General features: G+C 65.6%; 19 protein-coding genes. 9 read left to right on the top strand and 10 right to left on the bottom strand.

The features are described from left to right. The first annotated feature begins 1 nt into the window (after position 1). From QA600_RS03435 to QA600_RS03420, 4 genes are all read left to right on the top strand, one after another. Positions 2–307, top strand: coding sequence for an acetamidase/formamidase family protein (locus QA600_RS03435; RefSeq protein WP_345782005.1), 306 nt, complete (start codon positions 2–4; stop codon positions 305–307). A 174-nt stretch (positions 308–481) separates the two neighbouring features. Further along, entirely contained in the window at positions 482–1,609 is a 1,128-nt protein-coding gene (locus tag QA600_RS03430; RefSeq protein WP_278290559.1) for a bacterio-opsin activator domain-containing protein, read from the top strand. 47 nt (positions 1,610–1,656) lie between these two features. Beyond that, positions 1,657–1,989, top strand: coding sequence for a HalOD1 output domain-containing protein (locus QA600_RS03425; RefSeq protein ID WP_278290558.1), 333 nt, complete (start codon positions 1,657–1,659; stop codon positions 1,987–1,989). Positions 1,990–2,086: 97 nt separating this feature from the next. Next, entirely contained in the window at positions 2,087–2,671 is a 585-nt protein-coding gene (locus QA600_RS03420; protein ID WP_278290557.1) for a dolichol kinase, read from the top strand. Between the two features lie 246 nt (positions 2,672–2,917). On the opposite strand, the gene QA600_RS03415 is transcribed toward QA600_RS03420, so the two are convergent. From QA600_RS03415 to QA600_RS03405, 3 genes are all read right to left on the bottom strand, one after another. Then, positions 2,918–3,217 (bottom strand): hypothetical protein, encoded by a 300-nt coding sequence (locus tag QA600_RS03415; RefSeq protein WP_278290556.1) that lies wholly within the window; start codon positions 3,215–3,217, stop codon positions 2,918–2,920. 437 nt (positions 3,218–3,654) lie between these two features. Beyond that, positions 3,655–3,921 carry a hypothetical protein gene (locus QA600_RS03410; RefSeq protein WP_005554906.1) on the bottom strand — a complete coding sequence of 89 codons (267 nt, stop codon included), beginning with the start codon at positions 3,919–3,921 and terminating at the stop codon, positions 3,655–3,657. A gap of 27 nt (positions 3,922–3,948) precedes the next feature. Beyond that, a complete protein-coding gene (locus QA600_RS03405) occupies positions 3,949–4,593 on the bottom strand; it encodes a helix-turn-helix domain-containing protein (RefSeq protein WP_278290555.1) in 645 nt (214 codons plus the stop codon). Positions 4,594–4,676: 83 nt separating this feature from the next. Here QA600_RS03405 and QA600_RS03400 point away from each other — a divergent pair, with 83 nt between their 5' ends. Then, complete coding sequence (locus QA600_RS03400) at positions 4,677–5,609, top strand: hypothetical protein (RefSeq protein WP_278290554.1); 933 nt, start codon at positions 4,677–4,679, stop codon at positions 5,607–5,609. A 40-nt stretch (positions 5,610–5,649) separates the two neighbouring features. Here QA600_RS03400 and QA600_RS03395 read toward each other — a convergent pair whose 3' ends face one another. Then, the gene (locus QA600_RS03395; protein WP_278290553.1) at positions 5,650–6,150 is read right to left on the bottom strand and encodes a TspO/MBR family protein; all 501 of its coding nucleotides are present in this window, start codon (positions 6,148–6,150) and stop codon (positions 5,650–5,652) included. Positions 6,151–6,214: 64 nt separating this feature from the next. Further along, entirely contained in the window at positions 6,215–6,442 is a 228-nt protein-coding gene (locus QA600_RS03390) for an antitoxin VapB family protein (protein WP_278290552.1), read from the bottom strand. Positions 6,443–6,541: 99 nt separating this feature from the next. Between QA600_RS03390 and QA600_RS03385 the strand changes: the two genes are divergently transcribed. The 3 genes from QA600_RS03385 to QA600_RS03375 all read left to right on the top strand — a co-directional run bounded on the left by QA600_RS03385 (position 6,542) and on the right by QA600_RS03375 (position 11,364). Next, entirely contained in the window at positions 6,542–8,998 is a 2,457-nt protein-coding gene (locus tag QA600_RS03385; protein ID WP_278290551.1) for a DEAD/DEAH box helicase, read from the top strand. A 274-nt stretch (positions 8,999–9,272) separates the two neighbouring features. Beyond that, positions 9,273–10,871, top strand: a complete 1,599-nt coding sequence (locus QA600_RS03380) for an HTTM domain-containing protein (protein ID WP_278290550.1) — start codon at positions 9,273–9,275, stop codon at positions 10,869–10,871. 76 nt (positions 10,872–10,947) lie between these two features. Next, on the top strand, positions 10,948–11,364 hold the full coding sequence (locus tag QA600_RS03375; protein ID WP_049891584.1) for a thiol-disulfide oxidoreductase DCC family protein: 417 nt from the start codon (positions 10,948–10,950) through the stop codon (positions 11,362–11,364). On the opposite strand, the gene QA600_RS03370 is transcribed toward QA600_RS03375, so the two are convergent. From QA600_RS03370 to QA600_RS03350, 5 genes are all read right to left on the bottom strand, one after another. Continuing rightward, entirely contained in the window at positions 11,361–12,101 is a 741-nt protein-coding gene (locus tag QA600_RS03370; protein ID WP_278290549.1) for an Sjogren's syndrome/scleroderma autoantigen 1 family protein, read from the bottom strand. The two genes, QA600_RS03375 and QA600_RS03370, sit on opposite strands and share 4 nt — an antisense overlap. A 41-nt stretch (positions 12,102–12,142) precedes the next feature. Continuing rightward, positions 12,143–12,565, bottom strand: a complete 423-nt coding sequence (locus tag QA600_RS03365; protein WP_278290548.1) for a GNAT family N-acetyltransferase — start codon at positions 12,563–12,565, stop codon at positions 12,143–12,145. A 38-nt stretch (positions 12,566–12,603) separates the two neighbouring features. Next, complete coding sequence (locus tag QA600_RS03360) at positions 12,604–13,038, bottom strand: ester cyclase (RefSeq protein ID WP_278290547.1); 435 nt, start codon at positions 13,036–13,038, stop codon at positions 12,604–12,606. A gap of 138 nt (positions 13,039–13,176) precedes the next feature. Further along, positions 13,177–13,623 carry a TIGR00725 family protein gene (locus QA600_RS03355; protein ID WP_278290546.1) on the bottom strand — a complete coding sequence of 149 codons (447 nt, stop codon included), beginning with the start codon at positions 13,621–13,623 and terminating at the stop codon, positions 13,177–13,179. Positions 13,624–13,668: 45 nt separating this feature from the next. Continuing rightward, entirely contained in the window at positions 13,669–14,892 is a 1,224-nt protein-coding gene (locus QA600_RS03350) for an MFS transporter (RefSeq protein ID WP_278290545.1), read from the bottom strand. 181 nt (positions 14,893–15,073) lie between these two features. On the opposite strand from QA600_RS03350, the gene mdh reads away from it, so the two are divergent. Beyond that, a complete protein-coding gene (gene mdh, locus QA600_RS03345; protein WP_278290544.1) occupies positions 15,074–15,988 on the top strand; it encodes a malate dehydrogenase in 915 nt (304 codons plus the stop codon). Positions 15,989–16,058: the final 70 nt, after the last annotated feature.

Here is a 16,058-nt window from a genome sequence, read left to right as displayed (position 1 = left end):
AATGTCAGGCGAGACGTACTCGGTGGACCATCGGGTGAGCGCGGACGACGCGGTTCACAGCAGTTGGGACAACGGCCTCGAGCCGATCCACCCGCTGACGGGACCGGTCGGGATCGAGGGAGCCCGGTCGGGCGACGTCCTCGAGGTCGAACTGCTCGAGCTCAAACACGAGGAGTGGGGACAGACGCTGATCATGCCCGACGCGATGGAGCTCGGGTCCCTCGCCGACGAGTTCCCGGAGCCGGATCTGTACGTCTGGGAGCTCGAGGACAGTGTCCCACGGTTCGTCGACGGGCTCGAGCGGTAGCACCGCAATGGAGGCGAACGGACATCGAGCCGGCGAGTTCCGCCACGGCGGGAACCTGTGGAACACACATATTCGCTGGGACCGTACCGACGACATGATTCCGCCTCGAGTCATCCCGTCGTCGTTCGACCACCCTACCGCGGCGCGTCAGCGTCGCCGACCGGAGGTGAGTCCGTGAGCGACCGATCGACGGACGGATCGACCGAGGGGTGGAGGGACGAGCGGGCGTGTACGCCACCGGAGGACCTCGCCCGACTGGTGTTCGACGTGAACCCGGTCGGCACCATTGTCGTCGACTCGAGTGGCACGATGGTCTTCGCGAACGAGCGAGCAGCCACGACACTCGACCTCTCGCGGGAGGAGATTACCGACCGAACGTACGACGCGGGCGAGTGGAACATCTACTACGACGACGGGCGACCCGTTCCGGACGAGGAAAATCCCGTGGCCCGCGTCTTCGAGACGGGCGAGCCGGTGTTCGGGTTCGAACACTGGATCGAACTGCCCGACGGCTCCGAACGGTGGCTCTCGAGCAACACCGCTCCCGTTCCGAACGAAGAGGGAGACGTCGAGTACGTCGTCGTGGCCTTCGAGGACGTGACGCAGCTGAAGCGACGCGAGAAGCGACTGACCAGCGACCACGTCCGCCGACTCGAGTTCCGCGCGAACGGGTCGGCGGTCCCGCCGTCGCTTCGAATCGAGGGCGGCGAGACGCGGATCGATATCGACTCGGTCGTCCCGCTGCCGGACGGGACGACCGTTCAGTACATGGGGACGGCGGATCTCGCCGCGAGCGACTTCGTCACCGCCGTCGAGGAGGTCCCTCACTACATCGACGCGCGATTGCTCAGTTCGACCGATGGCTACAACCGCGTCGAGGCTCACGCCGAGTCGACGACCGTCGCACAGGTCTTTCCCTCCCTCGGCGGTCGCGCCCGAACGATCGTCATCGATCCGGACGAGGTGCGGTTCCTCGGGGAGCTTCCGGGCGACGTCGACCCCCGGCTGGCCGCCGACGGGATACGGGAGTTCCACCGGGATGTCGAACTGGTGTGCGAGGATCTCGTCTACTCCCCGCACCTGCTGTACGACGTCGTCGCTGACGCGCTCACCGAGCGCCAGCTCGCCGTGCTCGACGCCGCGTACTTCGGCGGCTACTTCGACACGCCGAGAACGAGTACCGGCGACGAACTGGCGGATCGGTTCGGCGTGACGCGACAGACGTTCAACCAGCACCTTCGCAAAGCACAGCGGACGGTGTTCCGTCATCTCTTCGAAAAGTCGGGTGCGGAAGCACGCTGACTGGTCAGCGTCCCCCCTTACCACGACGTCAGTCATAGGGAGGAGCCGTGAACGATAATACGACCGAATCCGATTCGACGTCCGCTGCAGGGCTCGGTAAGGACGTCGTGGGATACGACCCAACCGCCGACGCGTCGTACGCCCGTTTCGGCACCGATTACACCACCGCCGTTATAGCGATCGTCGAGACCGTCGCGGCCGTCACGAACCGCAAGACCGAGGACCTCTCACCGCTGTTTGCGACCGTTGACCCCGAGGCGCTCGTCGACCTCGTCGCGTCGAACCGGGACACGCCCGTCGAGGTGACCTTTTCATACGAGGGCTGCCGGGTGATCGTCTCGAGTCACGGTACCGTGGCCGTCGAATCGCCGGACGAATGAGCCCGAGCTGCGCCCGGGAATCCAGATTCGAGTCCCGATAGCTCGGACGCAAACGTAACCGACGGACTGAAGGTACCGTCTTTCGAGGATTGCGGTGATGGCCGACGAACTGAAGCGCCGTCTCGTCCACTCGAGCGGGGCAGGGCTGGTCGCGCTGTACCTCCTCGCTAGCTTCCTCGAGCTCGGACTCACCTGGGACCGGTTTCGCGTACTGATGGTGTTCCTCGCACTCGGCGTCATCGGTCTCGAGTTCCTGCGGCTGCGGGTCGGCCTGGACTGGACGATTTACGACAAGCTCACCCGCGAGTACGAACAGGACCAGTTCGCCGGCTACGGCTACTACATGGTCAGCATGACGGTGGCCGTGCTCCTCTTTCAGCCCGCGATCGCCCTCCCTGCCATGTTAATGCTCGCGATCGGCGACCCGATCAGCGGCGCGGTTTCGGACGACACCCTCAAGACCATCAAGGGGCCGAGGGTCCTGATTACGATGTTCGTCGTCAGCGCCGTCCTCGCCGCCCCGTTCCTCTACGAGGCACCTCTGGCCGTGCTTGCCGCGGCGGTGGGGGCAACGATCGCCGACGGCATCAAGGTACAGATCGGCGACTTCATCGTCGACGACAACCTGACGATCCCGATCTACGCGAGCGTACTGGCGTACCTGGCACTCGAGTTTCTGTAGCGGTAGACGGTACGGGATCGGTGTCCGGAGTCTGCAATCGGTGCTAATGCGGCGGTGAACATCACCGACAGCGGATAGGGAACTAAGCGGGAGTCACAGAGCGGTCCGCATACCTTTCTCGACGACCCGACGTAAGCGGTACGTACAGGGCAAGTAGGTAACGGCGCAGTACTCGATTCCACAGATAGCTGTCAAAAACGTCTGCTGAATAGAGGGTGGGGGAGTATCAGGAAGGTAACCGTGCCCTTAGCTGGGTTCGTGTGCCCAGAGGCGATAATAAAGCAGTTCAGTAATGGGCATTGCCCAGATGAACGCGACTGTAAACTGAGTGAAAGTCCCGATATGCTGGTGGGGCACAATCAACCACACGACGATGGTGGCCACAGAGATACAAACGAGGGCTACAATTGATGCCGTCACGCTGTTGGCATTCTGAAGGTTGATGTCGGCCAGTCCAATGGCTGCCACAATCCCGAGAAATATACCTACTGCAATAGCCACTAGCGTTGCCTCAAGCGAGACAATCCGACGGGCAGGCTCAATCATCAGTAATAACGGGGTTAGAGCGAGCGAAAACAGAAACGACCGAAGAATCCGTGTCCGCTCGTCAGCACCCAGTAACGGATGTGACCCAGTGGAAGTCTCTTTCATAAGAAGTATTACAGACTGTGCGGACATCTGTTTTCCTACCGCACTGAACGCACCGTTACATTCGCACCCTCTACGTAGCGGTTGGTTCGCCGAAATAGGGATGGAAACGACCCCATGAGAACGGTTCTATGACGCTCTCGAGTAAGCCGAGTACAGTACGGCATCCACCGGGAGCGTTCGTCCGTCGCACTCGCCGAGAGCGAACCAACTGGTGGGTCCGAACCGAACGCGGTCTTCTCATCGGAGGGTTTCGCGAGACGAGGCGTTGGCGGCGTACCCGTGGTGTTCGTCGCCGTCACGACCGCTCGAGGACGGCGATCGTGCTCGAGGAATTACTCACGATTCCGGTCGTGGCGCGGTTGGGCCTTCCGAAACAGAGGCCACGCGAGAGCTAGCAAACCGGCGAGAAGAACAATAAAGGCGGCACCGATGGACCCGCCCGACAGCCCGAGACGGGACAATCCGAACGTCCCGCCGATCGCTAGCGCGAGAACGACTATGAGCACCGCGTGAACGCTCCCGAAAGCGCCGGTCGGGTTCGAATCGCCGTACATGCCCGAGAGACACATCATGTGTCCAAGTGTTTTGTGGAGGTCCATATCCCGCTCGTCCGTTCTTCGGGTTGCTCACGGCTCCCCGTCGAGGACTCCCGCAACTGCTCGGGACTCGCCCCGCCGCAACAGTTCGGAGGCCGTCGAGACGGCACACTCGAGTTCGGCCGCGACGGCCTCGATCCCGTTCCGGCGCGGCACCTCGTAGTAACCGAGCTCTCGAGCGACCTCGAGGGCCTCGCGCTGGCGGTCCGAGACGCTCCCGGAGACGGTCAGCTCGTCGCGGGCCCACAGGACGTCCAGCGAGACGCCGTCGGGAACCGTCTCGAGGATCGTGCCGAGATCGTCAGGGTGGCCCACGAGCGTCAGTCGCATCGTTCGGTCGGAGCGAACCTCGATCGGTGGGACGACGACGACCGTCTCCTGTGCGAGCGCGTCCAGCAACGAAGCTCCCTCGGGGCCGAGCTCCTGGCGCAGGTAGAGGAAGAAGCCGTCCTCGGCAGGCGTGAGTTCGTACTCGTGAACCCGCTCCCTGTCGGCTATCAGCGGCTCGTAGGCCGCAGGCTCGCCGTCGACGAACGACGTGATCGTCTCGACGCCGTCGACGGCCTGCCCACCGAGGATCAGCTCGCGCTCGAGGGCGGGCGACGAACAGATCCCCTCGTGGATCGGGGAAAGCGCATCTCGCTCGTAGCGCAGTTCGATGCCGACTGACTTCACGGTCGGTCGTACGGACGGAGCATACTTGAATGGCCGATGGGTTTCGGGAACACTGCGAACGTCGCTCGCGTCGACGATCCAGTATGGCACTCGAATCGTGGGGATGCCGGAGTCTCGCGCTGGGAACCGTCGTCGTCGCCGGCCTGGGCTACGTACAGTATCGCAGGCGTCGCGGATCAGTAGTGAGCGACTCGAGGTATATCACCGAGCGCCACGCGAGCGCGTTTCTCGTCCGCCGGCGCGTCGACGGTGATCGCCTCGAGTCGGTTCGCGAAGCCGTTGCAGAGCGCTGTGCCAACCCCGACGACCCCCGACCACTGCTCGGCCTCGAGGGCGCGACCACGGCCTCGCTGATTCTCGACGCGGGCGACGATCCCGAGCTGCTCTGGTACGTCGAGGTTCCCCGCTCCGCGACGGCCGACTGGGAGAATCCGGAGTCGCGGGTCGAGGCGGCGTTTCCCCTCGAGCACGACGCCCTCGCCGCCACGGAGACTCGCGTCGATCGGGAGCTGCTGGTCCACGCGGTCAACCCGCACCGACCCCGCACTACAACGGGAGCCGACGACGGCCCCCTCGTCGTCGGCGGGGCGGGGCTCGAGGACGGCGTCGACGTCGACCTCGTCCAGTTGCACCTGAAACCGGGGCTGGCCGAGCGGCTCGCGGATCGGTTCGCGGGCCTCTCGCGGCGCGTCACAGCCGGCGAGATCGAGCTCGGCCCCGTCGAGCGCTGGAGCGGGGCGATGCTCGAGGCCGAGAACATGTACACCGAGTCGATCGTCCTCGAGCGCCGACCCGACGGCTACGTCCTCTGCGGGTACATGGAGACCGAGGCGATGGGTGGGGTGTACGACGCCTACTACGACACCTGGAACCCCGTCGCTCGACTGTCGGAGCTGGTGTTCGGACGCGTGCTCGAGGAGCCGGCCCAGATCCTCGAGTACCCGCTCGGGACCGGGCTCGAGGTGCTCGCACACGCGGTCGATCCGAACCGGCCGCGTCTACCCGGGGAGTGTTGAGGGGGTATCGAGAGCTGAGGGTGCTCGCTGCGGTTCCACATCAGGCGTTCAGCCGCCAGATTTCGAATTTGAGCACGGCGGCGAACGTAATCCAGGCGAGGTAGGGAACGAGCAAGGCGGCGGCGCGACGGTCGACCTGCCGGAAGGCGACGATGGTCGCAACGACGAGCACCCAGAGAGTGACGATGATGCCGAACGCGACGAGCAGTCGCTCGAGCGAGAAGAACGCGGGCGTCCAGGAGACGTTGACCGCCATCTGGGCGACGAACAGGCCGAGCGCGAGCCGTCGTCCGTCGCTGTCGCTGCGCCAGACGAGCCAGAGCGCGACGCCGAGCAGGGTAAACAGTAGCGTCCAGACGATCGAGAAGGCGATGCCGGGCGGGTAGAACCAGGGCTTGTCGAGCGCCTGGAACCAGGCCGTGTCCGACGACGAGATCAGGGCGGGCGCGCTGCCAACGGCGTTGACCAGGACGACGAAGCCGATCGCCGTGAGGATCGAACGGGGCTCCGGCAGACTGAGAGTGTCCCTCGAGGTTTCCATACACCCTCGACGGGCCGCAGGCGCTTGGAAGATTCGTTGCAACGCACGACGCGAGTGAACGGCGTCAGTCCCGGCAGCAGCGCTCGAGGCCGACGTCGCGCTTCAGTTCGACCCGAGTTTGCCGCGCACACTCGGACGCGTCGCTGTCACGCCAGTATCCGGCTCCGGTATGGACTCGCCGATGCCGCCCATCGAGCAGGGGGGAGACGACGTCGTCGAACGTCTCGTCCGCCCCCCGTAGCGACTCGAGTTCCGCGTAGGTCGATTCGAAGACGCAGATTCGTTCGCTCACGAAATCATCATCGCTCCGTTTCGGCAAAGACGTTTCCGTCGGCTTCACTTTCACCCCGATACGCGAACCCTTATTCGCGGCGAGGATGAACGCCCGGCAATGGCAGCGACGGACGAGGACGGCGGCCAGCCGACGATCGACCACCCTCTGCTCGAGCCGAACTTCCTCGAGCGCCGGCTCTACCAGCTCAAGCTCGCGGGGACGGCCGCGAACCACCACACGCTCGTCTGTCTCCCAACGGGACTGGGGAAGACGACGGTAAGCCTGCTGGTGACCGCCCGCAGGCTCGAGGAGGTCGGCGGCACGTCGCTGATGCTCGCCCCTACCAAGCCCCTCGTCCAGCAACACGCCGAGTTCTACCGCGAGGCCCTCCAGATACCGGACGACGAGATCGTCGTCTTCACCGGCGACGTCAGCCCCGACGACCGAGCGGCCCTCTGGAAGGACGCGACGGTCGTGATGGCCACCCCCCAGGTGATCGAGAACGATCTGGTCGGTAGCCGAATTTCGCTCGCCGACGTCACCCACTGCACGTTCGACGAGTGCCACCGCGCGACCGGCGACTACGCCTACAACTACATCGCCGAGCGCTACCACGCCGACGCCAACGATCCGCTCGTGACCGGAATGAGCGCCTCGCCTGGCGGCGACGAGGAGGCGATCCTCGAGGTCTGTGAGAACCTCGGCCTCCAGGAGGTCGAGGTGATGACTGAGGAGGACGCCGACGTCGCGGAGTTCACCCACGACACCGACGTCGAGTGGGAACGCATCGAGCTTCCCGAGGAGGTCCTCGAGATCCGCGACGCCCTGAACGAGGTGATCAAAGATCGCCTCGAGAAATTAAAGGAGCTCGGAGTGGCCTCCTCGACCCAGCCCGACCAGTCCCAGAAGGATTTGAACCGGATGCGCGCGGAACTCCAGAAACTGATCAACAACGACCAGTCGGAGGGGTTCGAGGGGATGTCCGTCCACGCGGAGGTGATGAAGCTCCGCCAGGCCGTAACCCTCGTCGAGACCCAGAGCGTCGAGGCCCTGCGGCGGTACTTCGACCGCCAGCGCAACCAGGCTCGCTCCTCGGGAGCCTCGAAGGCCAGCCAGCGGATGGTCTCTGACCCCCGGGTTCGAGAGTCGATGCGAAAGGCCGAGCGCTTCGACCAGCTCCACCCCAAGTATCGGAAAACGCGGATGCTGCTCGCCGAGACCCTGGGGCTCGAGGGCGGCGACCGGGTAATCGTCTTCACCGAATCGCGCGACACCGCGGAGGCACTAACCGACTTCCTGAACGAGAGCTTCGACGCGAAGCGGTTCGTCGGCCAGGGCGACCGCGAGGGGTCGGACGGGATGACACAGAAAGAACAGCAGGAGGTCCTCGACGCCTTCCGGGGCGGGGAGTTCGAGGTGCTCGTCTCGACGTCGGTCGCCGAGGAGGGACTGGACGTCCCCGAGGTCGACCTCGTCCTCTTTTACGAGCCCGTCCCGACGGCGATCCGGTCGATCCAGCGCAAGGGCCGCACTGGACGCCAGTCGGAGGGACGGGTCGTCGTCCTGCTGGCAGAGGACACCCGCGACGAGGCCTACTTCTGGATCTCGAAGCGCCGTGAGAAGGAGATGGAGTCCGAACTCCGTGAGCTAAAGGGGATGGCCGACGACCTCGAGGAGGAACTCGACGACGCCCAGCAGTCGCTCGCGGCGTTCGAGAGCGGAGCGGAAGTAAATCCCGAGGGCGGAAAACCGCAACCGGGCAGCGGGACCTCCAGCGGAAACGGGGGGGTCGACGAGCGACCGGGGCTGCAGGAGTTCGCCGAGGAGAGCTCGGACTCGAGCAGTGGTGGCGACGGCTCGGACAGCACCGACTCAGTCACGGAAGGAAGCGTCGAGACCCACGAACCCCACGCCGAGGGCGATGCGGTCGAGGTCGTCGCCGACCAGCGCGAGATGGACGCCAACATCGCACGGGAACTCTCGAGACGCGAGGAGTACGAGATCCGCCTCGAGACCCTCGAAGTCGGCGACTACGTGCTGTCGGACCGGGTCGCCGTCGAGCGCAAGTCCGTCGCGGACTTCGTCGACTCGCTGGTCGGCGGCGACCGCTCGGTGTTCGAGCAGGTCGGCGCGATGGGCCGTCACTACGCCCGCCCGATCGTAATCGTCGAGGGCGAGGGGCTGTACGAACAGCGGGACGTCCATCCGAACGCCGTCCGTGGCGCGCTCTCGAGTCTGGCCGTCGACTTCGGCGCGAGCGTCCTCCGGACCGAAAGCGAAGCCGACACGACCGAGCTGCTTGCGGTAATCGCCGGCCGCGAACAGGAGACTTCCAACCGAGAGGTGTCGGTCCACGGCGAAAAACAGGCGAAGACGATGGCCGAACAGCAGGAGTACGTCGTCTCCTCGATCGCCGAGATCGGTCCCGTCACCGCTCGAGCGCTGCTCGAGGAGTTCGGCACCGTCGAGGCGGTGATGATCGCGACCGAGGACGAACTAACGGCTGCCGACGGCGTCGGCCGGGTGACCGCCGAACGGATCCGCGACGTGATCGGCAGCGAGTATACGGGATGACGGAGGCGAACGCTACCGGCCGGATCGAACGCAGCGATCGATCCTCACGAACGGAACATATATACTGGTTGCGTATCGATTATCGTGTAGAATGGCCGCCTCGTTCCCTCCACGGTGGGGGCGCGGGAACCCCGCGCTCTCGACCCGAAGCCGGGCGGCCAGCCAAGGGTGCCAATGATGGGCGACGACTCGCACGGCGAGTACAGTCACGAGACCAGACGCTCCTCCGAACGCGATACGGGGAGAGACCGGCCGACCGCGGCGCGGGCGAGCGATGAGTAACGGCGCGCTCGACCCCCGCTCGCTTTCGGCTCGAGTCCGGCGAGGCGTCGCCGACCGGGTCCGGATCGACACGCGAACGCTCGCGGTCTTTCGGGTGGTCGTCGGGCTGTTGATCGTCGCTGACCTGCTGCTTCGGAGTCGAAACTTTTCGTTTTATTACACGAACGACGGAGCCGTCCCCCAGTCGCTGGCACAGGCGATGAGCTCCGAGGGGGCGATCTCGATCTATCACTACACGACCGATCCGACCGTCATCGCCGGCCTGTTCGTGCTCCAGGGATTGATCGCCGTTCAGCTCATCGTCGGCTACAAGACCCGGATCGCCACGATTCTCTCATTCCTGCTCGTGGTCTCGCTCGACCACCACAACCCGCTGGTGTTGAGCTACGCCGACACGCTGTTCCGGCTCCTGTTGTTCTGGGCGATCTTCCTGCCGCTCGGCGAGCGGTGGTCGATCGACGCCGTCCACGCCGACCGGGAGCCCCGGGCGGGGATCGCCAGCGTCGCGTCGGCGCTTATTCTCGCCCAGATGGTCGTCATGTACTTTGTCAACGGCTACCACAAGGCCCAGGACGAGCTCTGGACGAGCGGCGAGGCGACGCCGCTGATCATGGGCCTCCACGACACGACGTTTTTTCTCGCCCCCTACCTCCGAGAGTTCCAGACGTTGCTCCAGATCGGCGGACTGACGTGGTTCTACATGCTGGTGTTCTCCTGGCTGCTGTTCGTGCTGCGTGGCCGGCTACGGATGGCTCTCGTCGGGATGTTCGTGGCCTCGCACGCCTCGTTCATCGTTACGGTGCGGATCGGTGCGTTCCCCTACGTCGCGATCGCCGGCGTCATGTTGTTCCTTCAGGCACAGTTCTGGGACGATCTGAAGGCGGTCGCTCGCTTCCTCGAGCTCGATCTCGACGGGCTCGAGGTCCGCCGGGAACGGCTCGTGCGGTTCGCGAGACGCGTTCCGGACGTTCGGTTCGGCGGCGAACGCCAGCGACGCGCGAGGGAGCTGGGCTACAACGCGGCGCTCGGGATCGTCGTGCTGTCGATCGTGCTGTTCGTGGCCCTCTCTACGGTTCCGCTCGGCGGCCTCGCCGACGAGGAGACCGTCGTCGAGGAACAGATCGAGGACCGCGCCCAGCAGTTGAGCATCGACCAGCCCGACTGGAGCGTCTTCGCACCGACCCCGCGGACGACCGACAGCTACTACGTCTTCCCGGCACAGACCGCCGACGGCGAGGTGGTCGACGTCTACAACGGCCAGGCGTCGGTCTCCTACGACCGACCATACGAGGGAAGCCAGCTCCAGGAGCAGTACGGCTCCTACCGCGAGCGGTTCTACATGAACAGCGTCCGGCGCGGCGGAATCCAGGGAACCAGCGACGCCGACGAGTACCTGGCGGAGTACATCTGTACGAGCTGGGAGGAAGAACACGGGACGGAGCTCACCCACGTCAACATGTATCAGGTGGTCGAGACCGTCACCATGGACACCGTAAGCGATCCGAGCGACCGCGACCGGGAGATCAGACCGGTCTCCGCACACGGCTGTGGCGACAACGAGCCGACGGAAATCCAGCCGCCTGACTCCTAAGAATCGAGCCGTTGGGTCCGTGCGGTCTGTGTCTCCGACCGGAATGCTGAACTGCGATCGACTCCAACTCCTGGCAATGAGCGAGGAGATTCCCGACGAGGAGCCGATCGTCCTCTTCGACGGCGTCTGTAACCTCTGTGCCGGATTCGTCCAGTTTATCGTGCCGCGGGACGACGAGGAGGTCTTTCACTTCGCGTCGCTGCAGTCCGACGTCGGCCAGCGGCTGCTGGCCGACCACGGCCTCGCCGAGGCCCACCTCGATTCGATCGTCCTGATCGAAGGCGAGGACGCATACGTCAAGTCCGCGGCCGTTCTCCGGATCGGCGAGCGCCTCGGCGGCGTCTACGCGCTCGGGCGACCGCTGCGATACCTCCCGCGACGGCTCCGAGACTGGGGGTACGACGTCGTCGCCGCCAACCGCTATCGCGTGTTCGGCAAGAAAGACCAGTGTATGATGCCGACCGGAAACGTCCAGGAGCGGTTTCTCGACTAGCGCAGCGTCTCGAGGGTTTTCCCGGCTTCCCGGGCAGCCTCAAGACACTCCCGGGCGTAGCGGGGATCGTCCGTTTCGCTTGCCTCCCGTGAGAACTTCTCGAGAGCCGCGACCAGCGAGGCGCGGGCATTCTCGAGGTCGCCGGTTCCCGACGACGCTCGCGTTCGCGAGTCGGTCGGCCGTCGTGACAGTTCGCCGGGGCGATGCGGCTCGTCGTGGTGTCCGTCTCGCTGTGCTCGATCGGACTCCGGATCGCGAGACGGGTCGTCCTGGGACTGTGTTCTGACCTCTCCGTCGGCCGTCGAGCTCGACGGCGGCGAGGACGGGCGTGCGCTCGCGTCGCCCGCCGGGTCGGTGTCAGCGGTCTGCCCCTGGCCCGGACGCTCGGGTGCCGTCTCGGGGCCGTCCTCGTCGGTCTCGGACCGCGTGCCGTCGATCTCGGGCTGGGGGCGATCCGATTCCTCGTCGGCGTCGTCCCGTGGGGCCACGTCCTCGGCCGGCTGGGCCTCGAGATTCGTCCCCTGGACGGCGTCGGGGTTGCCGTGACAGCTGGGACAGAACGTCGTTCCGTCCTGCTGAAAGAGGGGATCGCCGCAGGTGCCACAGTGGCTGTTGGTCATCGTCGCTCCCTTGAGCAGGAGGTCACTCATCCGCTGGGTGGCCTCCCGCTCTGCCTTGTCGCGCTCGTACTTCTCGCGAAGCTTCTCGCGCTCGGCTTCCTTGTCGAAGTCGCTCATACCCGTTCGAAGGCGGCCCAGCGGCGAAAAACCTGCGGACCCTACTCCGTGCGGCGGTACATCCCCTTTGAGGCGGGGCGGACGTCCTCGTACCCGAATCGCTCGTAGAAGTCGTCGACGTCCGCGATCAGGGTGACGTACGCCTCGGGGGGCGCCTCGCGCTCGAGGTAGCCCTCGAGTCGCCGGACGATCCGCGTGCCGAGTCCGCGTCCCTGGTGATCGGGATGAACCGCGATATCCGAGAGCAGGTACACCGTGCCGCCGTCACCGACAATTCGCCCCATTCCGACGGTCTCGTCCGTGGGTTCGTGGACGGCGACGGCGCCGAACAACGAGTTCGGCAGCCCCCGCTCGATCCCCTCGAGCGAGCGAGGAGTCATTCCGGTTGCCTCGCGTAGGGCGGCAAACGTGTCGGGTTCGGGGAGTCGATCACGAATTACGTACGGATCGGAAACGTCGCTCATGTCGGCGTCCAGATCCGGCGGGGAAAAAGCGATACCGGTCAGGTTCGGAGGTGGGCCGGGGGGTCGACGACCTCGAGTTGCTCGAGCAGTCCGAGCCGGTCCTCCTCGAGCCAGACCTCGGCGATCTCGCCGTCCTCGATTCGGTACATGGCCATGCCGGTCCACTCCGCGACGTGGCCCGTCGGCTCCACGTCGCGGTACGCGCCGGTGTGGGTCCCGCCGACCGTGTACCGGACCGCGACCAGATCGCCCTCGGTGACCATCGTCTCGGTCGTCCCCGAGTAGTCCGGCAACGGCTCGAAATGGGACTCGAGCTTCTCGAGGAGTTCGTCGACGCCGTGGCGTTCGTCGTGAATGCCGTGCTCGACCACGTCCTCCGCGAGGAGTTCCGAGAGGGGTTCCCGATCCCGGTCGTTGAACGCGGCCAGATACTGTCGAACGAGTTCCGTGTTGGATTCGGTCTGGGTTGCCATGTGCTCACCTCGTGATCGCTCTGAGCGGTCGGTCGCTCACGTCGCTCCCGGAACGTCGGTTGTAGCGTCGACGTTCCGGGTGTTATCTGTTATCGTGCATCACGGAGACAGTCCGAAGGACGCGACTCGAGGCGAGGCTCAGTTCGAAACCGCGGCTTCGACGGCGTCGACCGCGATCTCGGGCGTCTCGACGGTTTCGACGCCGGGCAGGTCGTGGGTCTCGAGGCCGACGACGGGACGGTCGTAGACGCCGGCGAAGCCGATCTCCGAGAGGGTGCCGTGGCTCCCCGCGAGCGCGATCACCGCCTCGCCGTTCAGCGGGACGAGCGCGTTCCTGGCGTGGCCGAGCCCGGTCGCGATCGGGACATCGACGTACTCGTTCGCATCCTCCGGTCGCTCCGTCGGGAGGATGCCGATCGTCGTCCCACCCTCCGCTTTGGCGCCCCGACAGACCGCCTCCATCGCGCCGCCGAGCCCCCCACAGACGACCGTGTGCCCTCGGCGGCCGAGCTCCCGGCCGACGGCCTCGGCTCGAGCGGTCGCCTCCTCCGTGATCCGTCCGCCGCCGATGACGCTGACGCGCATGCTCGGAGACGCGACGGCGAGCGGGAAGACCGGTTCGGTCCCGAACTACGGCGACGGGCGCCGGGATCGAACGAGGAGGATCGTGGCGAGGACGAGCCCGCCGGTCGGAAGCGCCGCGAGCGCGACGAACAGGAGGGCCGTGCCGCCGTAGGTGAGCGCGATCCCGGCGATCGACGCGCCCGCGGCGCCGATCCCGAACACGCCGAGGTAGGTGTAGCCGAACGACAGCCCCTGGACGTCAGCGGCGACGTACTCGCCGATCAGCGCCTGGTGGATCGGCGCCTCCATGAAGACGAAGAAACCGAGCAGCGCACAGATCGCGACCGTTGCGAACAGGCCGAACGACGTGACGACCGGGAACGACAGCGAGACGACGATCAGCGCGATGAAGACGGCGACGATCGTTCGCTCGGGCGAACGGCTGTCGCTCAGGCGGCCACCGGTGTACTGGCCCGCAGCGCCGACGAGCAGCAGGCCGGCATAGGCATACTGGCTCGGCTCGAACGTCTCACCCGCGATCTCGACGGGTTCGAACACCGGCAGCCCCGCCAGCACGTCGGGGAGGAACGTGAACAGCCCGCGGTAGTACGTTCCCGCGAGAACGGCGATGGCGAAGACGAGCAGGAAGCTGCCGACGAACAGTACCCTCGACTGCGCGACGATCGCCGAGAGACCGTCAGCGTCGGTCGCCGTCGACTCGTCGGGATCGGTCGCCGTCCGCTCGACGAACTCGAGACGGCCTGCGACGAGAATCGCGAGAGCGGCGGGGACGGCGAACAGTCCAGCGACGAGCCGCCAGTCGAGAAACGTAAGCAAGAGTGCAGCGACCAGCGGGCCGACGGCGGTGCCGACGTTGCCGGCGACGCCGTGGTACGCGAGGACGGTTCCCTGGCGCTCCGAACCGCGGGTGATCAGCGAGAGGCCGGCGGGGTGGTACAGGCTGGCTGCGGCGCCCCAGAGTACGAGCGCGACCGCGAGCAGCGGGAGCGACGGCGCGACCGCGATCAGCACGAACCCCCCACCCATCCCGGCCATCGAGAGGACGACGAGCCGCTTCGAGCCGTAGGAGTCCGCGAGCGCGCCGCTGGGGAGCGCTCCGATTCCGATGAGTGCGTAGCCGACGGCGACCACCGTCCCGAGGACGGCCGCGGAGACGTCGAACGCCTCGAGCCAGACGACGACGAACAGGGGGATCGTCAGCTCGTAGAGGTGGAACGTCGCGTGCCCGAGCATGGTAAAGCGGGCGATCCGGCGATCGTTCCGATCCATGAGATCGATAGCTCGGGCGAGGGATGATAGCGATTGTGAAAGTACTCGGATTTCATCTCCCCGTTCGACGGTCGAGCCCGACGGCGCATTTCGACGATTGACGTATAATCCATCGTCAGTCTCGGGTGAGCGTGGACGATCCGACGGATTTAACGCCTGGGATGGTGCAGTTTCACGTGGTATGACGAAAGTTAGCGTAGTCGGCGCGGCCGGCACGGTCGGTGCCGCCGCAGGCTACAACATCGCGCTCCGAGACATCGCGGACGAACTCGTCTTCGTCGACATCCCGGATCAGGAGGAGACGACGATCGGCCAGGCCGCCGACACGAACCACGGCGTCGCCTACGATTCGAACACGACGATCCGACAGGGCGAGTACGAGGACACCGCCGGTTCGGACGTCGTCGTCATCACGGCCGGAATTCCGCGCCAGCCGGGCCAGACCCGGATCGATCTGGCCGGCGACAACGCACCGATCATGGAGGACATCGGCTCCTCGCTGGCCGAGCACAACGACGACTTCGTCACCGTCACCACCTCGAACCCCGTCGACCTGCTCAACCGCCACCTGTACGAGGCCGGCGATCGGAGCCGCAAGCAGGTGATCGGCTTTGGCGGTCGGCTCGACTCCGCCCGCTTTCGCTACGTGATTGCCCAGCGCTTCGACGTCCCCGTCCAAAACGTCGAGGCGACGATCCTCGGCGAGCACGGCGACGCCCAGGTTCCCGCCTTCTCGAAGGTCCGCGTCGACGGGAGGGACCTCGAGTTCACCGACGACGAGAAGGAGGAACTGCTCGAGGAACTCCAGACCTCGGCGATGAACGTCATCGAGAAGAAAGGCGCCACGCAGTGGGGCCCCGCGACGGGCGTCGGTCACACCGTCGAGGCCATCCTCCGCGATACGGGCGAGGTGCTGCCTTGCAGCGTCGTCCTCGAGGGAGAGTACGGCCACGAGAACACCGCCTTCGGCGTTCCCGCGAAGCTCGGCGCCGACGGCGTCGAGGAGATCGTCGAGTGGGACCTGACGGAGTTCGAGCGCAACCAGCTCGGCGAGGCCGCCGAGAAGCTCTCGGATCAGTACGACAAGATCGCGTAGTCGGTTCGTCTCGAACTGCAACTCGACCGTTTTTGCACGAACATCCGACCGAAACGATCAGCTGGCCGTT

It is taken from the genome of Natronococcus sp. A-GB1, assembly GCF_029688845.1.
In the GTDB taxonomy this organism is placed as follows: domain Archaea; phylum Halobacteriota; class Halobacteria; order Halobacteriales; family Natrialbaceae; genus Natronococcus.
Note: the sequence above shows the minus strand (reverse complement) of the source record. Positions and strands in the feature narration are given on the sequence as shown.

What these genes read in the sequence shown, in the direction of transcription:
- QA600_RS03435 (WP_345782005.1), top strand. Translation starts at nt 2, where the DNA reads ATGTCAGGCGAGACGTACTCGGTGGACCATCGGGTGAGCGCGGACGAC.
- QA600_RS03420 (WP_278290557.1), top strand. Translation starts at nt 2,087, where the DNA reads ATGGCCGACGAACTGAAGCGCCGTCTCGTCCACTCGAGCGGGGCAGGG.
- QA600_RS03415 (WP_278290556.1), bottom strand. Translation starts at nt 3,217, where the DNA reads ATGATTGAGCCTGCCCGTCGGATTGTCTCGCTTGAGGCAACGCTAGTG.
- QA600_RS03410 (WP_005554906.1), bottom strand. Translation starts at nt 3,921, where the DNA reads ATGGACCTCCACAAAACACTTGGACACATGATGTGTCTCTCGGGCATG.
- QA600_RS03400 (WP_278290554.1), top strand. Translation starts at nt 4,677, where the DNA reads ATGGCACTCGAATCGTGGGGATGCCGGAGTCTCGCGCTGGGAACCGTC.
- QA600_RS03395 (WP_278290553.1), bottom strand. Translation starts at nt 6,150, where the DNA reads ATGGAAACCTCGAGGGACACTCTCAGTCTGCCGGAGCCCCGTTCGATC.
- QA600_RS03385 (WP_278290551.1), top strand. Translation starts at nt 6,542, where the DNA reads ATGGCAGCGACGGACGAGGACGGCGGCCAGCCGACGATCGACCACCCT.
- QA600_RS03380 (WP_278290550.1), top strand. Translation starts at nt 9,273, where the DNA reads ATGAGTAACGGCGCGCTCGACCCCCGCTCGCTTTCGGCTCGAGTCCGG.
- QA600_RS03375 (WP_049891584.1), top strand. Translation starts at nt 10,948, where the DNA reads ATGAGCGAGGAGATTCCCGACGAGGAGCCGATCGTCCTCTTCGACGGC.
- QA600_RS03370 (WP_278290549.1), bottom strand. Translation starts at nt 12,101, where the DNA reads ATGAGCGACTTCGACAAGGAAGCCGAGCGCGAGAAGCTTCGCGAGAAG.
- QA600_RS03365 (WP_278290548.1), bottom strand. Translation starts at nt 12,565, where the DNA reads ATGAGCGACGTTTCCGATCCGTACGTAATTCGTGATCGACTCCCCGAA.
- QA600_RS03360 (WP_278290547.1), bottom strand. Translation starts at nt 13,038, where the DNA reads ATGGCAACCCAGACCGAATCCAACACGGAACTCGTTCGACAGTATCTG.
- QA600_RS03355 (WP_278290546.1), bottom strand. Translation starts at nt 13,623, where the DNA reads ATGCGCGTCAGCGTCATCGGCGGCGGACGGATCACGGAGGAGGCGACC.
- QA600_RS03350 (WP_278290545.1), bottom strand. Translation starts at nt 14,892, where the DNA reads ATGGATCGGAACGATCGCCGGATCGCCCGCTTTACCATGCTCGGGCAC.
- mdh (WP_278290544.1), top strand. Translation starts at nt 15,074, where the DNA reads ATGACGAAAGTTAGCGTAGTCGGCGCGGCCGGCACGGTCGGTGCCGCC.